Genomic DNA, 2,906 nt, shown 5'->3' with positions numbered 1-2,906 from the left:
TTCCAGTAAAAGATCATGGTCTATGTTCTGAAAATAACCCTTGATGTCCGCATCTATTACTACACCACGCCTTTCAAAGGTTATTTCCCGACGTATCTTGTCAATGGCATCGTGAGTGCTTCGCCCAGGACGAAATCCATAGGAACATGGAAGAAAATTCGTCTCGAATATCGGCTCTATCACCAACTTTGTTGCCATTTGAACCACACGATCCTTCAGTACAGGAATGCCAAGTGGTCGTTTTTCAGATTTGCCTGGCTTGTCGATCCAGCATCTAAGTACTGGAGAAGGTCTGTATGTACGGGAGTGCAGCTCTTCCTGAATTTCCTTCAGAAACTCTACCTCCCCAATAACTTCCTTCACATAATCAATGCTCACATCATCCACACCAGGCGCACCCTTATTTGACTTAACACGCTTCCATGCAACCCAGAGAACATCCGAACGGTATATCTTGTCATATAGTGCTCCGAACTTCCGATTAAGCGACTGTTTCGCCGCATGGGACAGCCTGGTCTGCAATAATGGGACTTTATTACGCACGTTCATAGCTCCTTTTGAAGCACTCATGCTCCACTATCGTCATCCCAGACACGATCGAAGTACGGTCTTACGCTCCAGCAGGATTGTGTTGTCCCTGCCTTCATCACTTCAGGACCGCTCCGACTTCCCTGCATCCGCCATTGGGCCTTGTGGATCTCACACCGCTTGCACCCAACTTACTGTATCTCGAAGCCATACAGAGATACAGGGATCTCAGGTCCAACACTCGTATTCTTTCACCGCATGCCACTGGCCTTACCCCGGGTCCTCCACAGGTGCATGTGCCCTTTGCTTCCCTGTGAACATTGGCCTTCTCCATAGTCGTAGAAGATCGGCGTGTATCCTGCCTCAACGCAGGTTTGTCCCGCATCCGGACTCTCCCAGCTAAACCGTCCGGAGTGACCTTACGAGGCTGCACCATTCGCTTTATGCTGCGGCCTGCGGCTTTGGCCGGCATCCCTGACTGGGTAAAACCCCTGTCTCAAAAAGTACAGGAGCCGTCTCAACACCGTGTCGGGGCAAGTTCAGCCCGTGCGTTACCGCACGAACCCGCCCCCAGCCTACATATCTAAAAGGGCAATTGATATGATAACCTCCTTTCAGGTTATTAGATTACGAGTTCGAAACCTCGTACACGACCTGGGTCACTTGCCGACAAGACGCAAGCCCGAAGGGCGCTGCGGATTGGCGGTCTGGTGCACTGGCTTGTTAGATAATCAACTTCTTGATCTCATTTAAAAGGTGTTAATCTTTTCACTCTGAGAATATCACATTGACTGTCAATAATTTGATTCCATCTATTTTTTGCTTCTGCTATCAATAAGTCATAGGTCCATATCATGGTATCAGAATATCTCGAATCAAGCATTTTTTCTTTATTTTCCAATCCACGTCCCATGACGACGAGCCGTTCTTTTTTTCCTCTTAAAAAAGATAGATCTCCACTGGCGTTTTCTTGGGGATTTTCATCTATAAACTTTACCCATTCAGCAATTTGTGCTCGTGCATGATTTGCTTGAGATGTATACTCTCCTCGTTTAGTAAAGATGTTATGAACTGGGTTTTCTAATTCAATAAGTAAGGCTGGCATACCAGATTCCCTTTCTAATACAAAATCTGCCTTTCTAATTTGTCTATTTAATTTGAATTTCAATTCAAAAAAACAATTCTTGAAAGAAGGTAATAAAATACATTGATGCTCATTTAAAAATCTATGGATTCTGCGTTCCAAAAAAGCTTTCCTCTTTATAATCTTAGCTAATGTAGAAAAAATATTAGACACACCATATATAAAAGATTCTTCTTTAATATTTAATTGAATCTTATTCCATATATTAATAGCCTCTAATTGTGCTTTTTCTTTTCTAAAATATTCAAAGAGTGTGTCTACTTTCCCATATCCTAAGATTCCTTGGAATACATCTTCTTTAAAAATAAAGCCGGGATAACTTTCTGACTCATATTGAATTATTATATTAGAAACTGGCTTAAACTCAATTAATGGCAAATTATACGGCGTGAAGCTAACTTTTGCTGGTTCTACTAGTTTATTGATATCTTCCTGTGTACGAAGTAACACTTCTGTAATTGAATCATCTTCCAATGAATCATCGGGAACAATTTTAACTATTGCAAAAGTTTTATTTTTATTAAAACCAATAGAAATCCTACGTGGATTTAATGTCCACTTAGGTAAATTATGAAGCTTTCCTTCTTGATGTTTGGACAGTTGTTCCAATGATGAATCTAATTTGCGAAGATAAGATACAATATGATCTGCAAGATATTCCATTTTTATCTAACGCTCAAACTCACTTGCCGCTATGTAGCGAGGCCGAAGGGCGAAGCGGAAGAGCGGTCAAGTGTAGTGATTGGTTATAATATATTATTTTATTTATGGCTTCAACTCCTACTTGTCTAATTGTCTTCAGCTTTTGTATTTTTTGTATGTTCTGACCTTTTAATCAATAAAAGGTCTCTTTTCATTTATTGCTTATCAAGATGCTGCTTTTCTTTAGATTTTATCCCGATATAATCACCAGGATTCAGGTATTATCTATATTGCAAGGAGCCTATTTTTCTTCTATTGCATTGTCTCCCCAGTACAACAAATCATTTATACTTATTGAATTGTCTACAATATCAGGATGTTCGCTTCTAGAGATTATTTTCTATTTTTTATTATAACGTGAAAGCTCAGGGGCGCCAAATTTGCGGGGCTACCAACCTACAATTTGCAATGGACTTGATGCGGAGCACGGCGCAACAACGACCGCCGAGCTATTTGGCGTCCCCTGCAGCGCCTTGTTCAAGTAAGCCGCTACGCGGCAGGTTGAGACCTTCAATGATCATTGCTTGATCAA

The 2,906-nt window shown here is 41.3% G+C and carries 2 protein-coding genes; both read right to left on the bottom strand.

What is annotated here, in order from left to right:
* A partial coding sequence (locus ACYQ0O_RS12900; protein WP_459893724.1) for a reverse transcriptase domain-containing protein occupies nt 1-570 on the bottom strand: 570 nt, incomplete at its 3' end.
* A gap of 703 nt (nt 571-1,273) precedes the next feature.
* On the bottom strand, nt 1,274-2,335 hold the full coding sequence (locus ACYQ0O_RS12895) for a Shedu anti-phage system protein SduA domain-containing protein (protein ID WP_459893722.1): 1,062 nt from the start codon (nt 2,333-2,335) through the stop codon (nt 1,274-1,276).
* Nucleotides 2,336-2,906: the final 571 nt, after the last annotated feature.

This window comes from Desulfothermus okinawensis JCM 13304 (genome assembly GCF_054654515.1).
Note: the sequence above shows the minus strand (reverse complement) of the source record. Positions and strands in the feature narration are given on the sequence as shown.

Bases quoted from the DNA above. Each gene is read 5' to 3' on its own strand.
- ACYQ0O_RS12895 (WP_459893722.1), bottom strand. From the start codon at position 2,335: ATGGAATATCTTGCAGATCATATTGTATCTTATCTTCGCAAATTAGAT.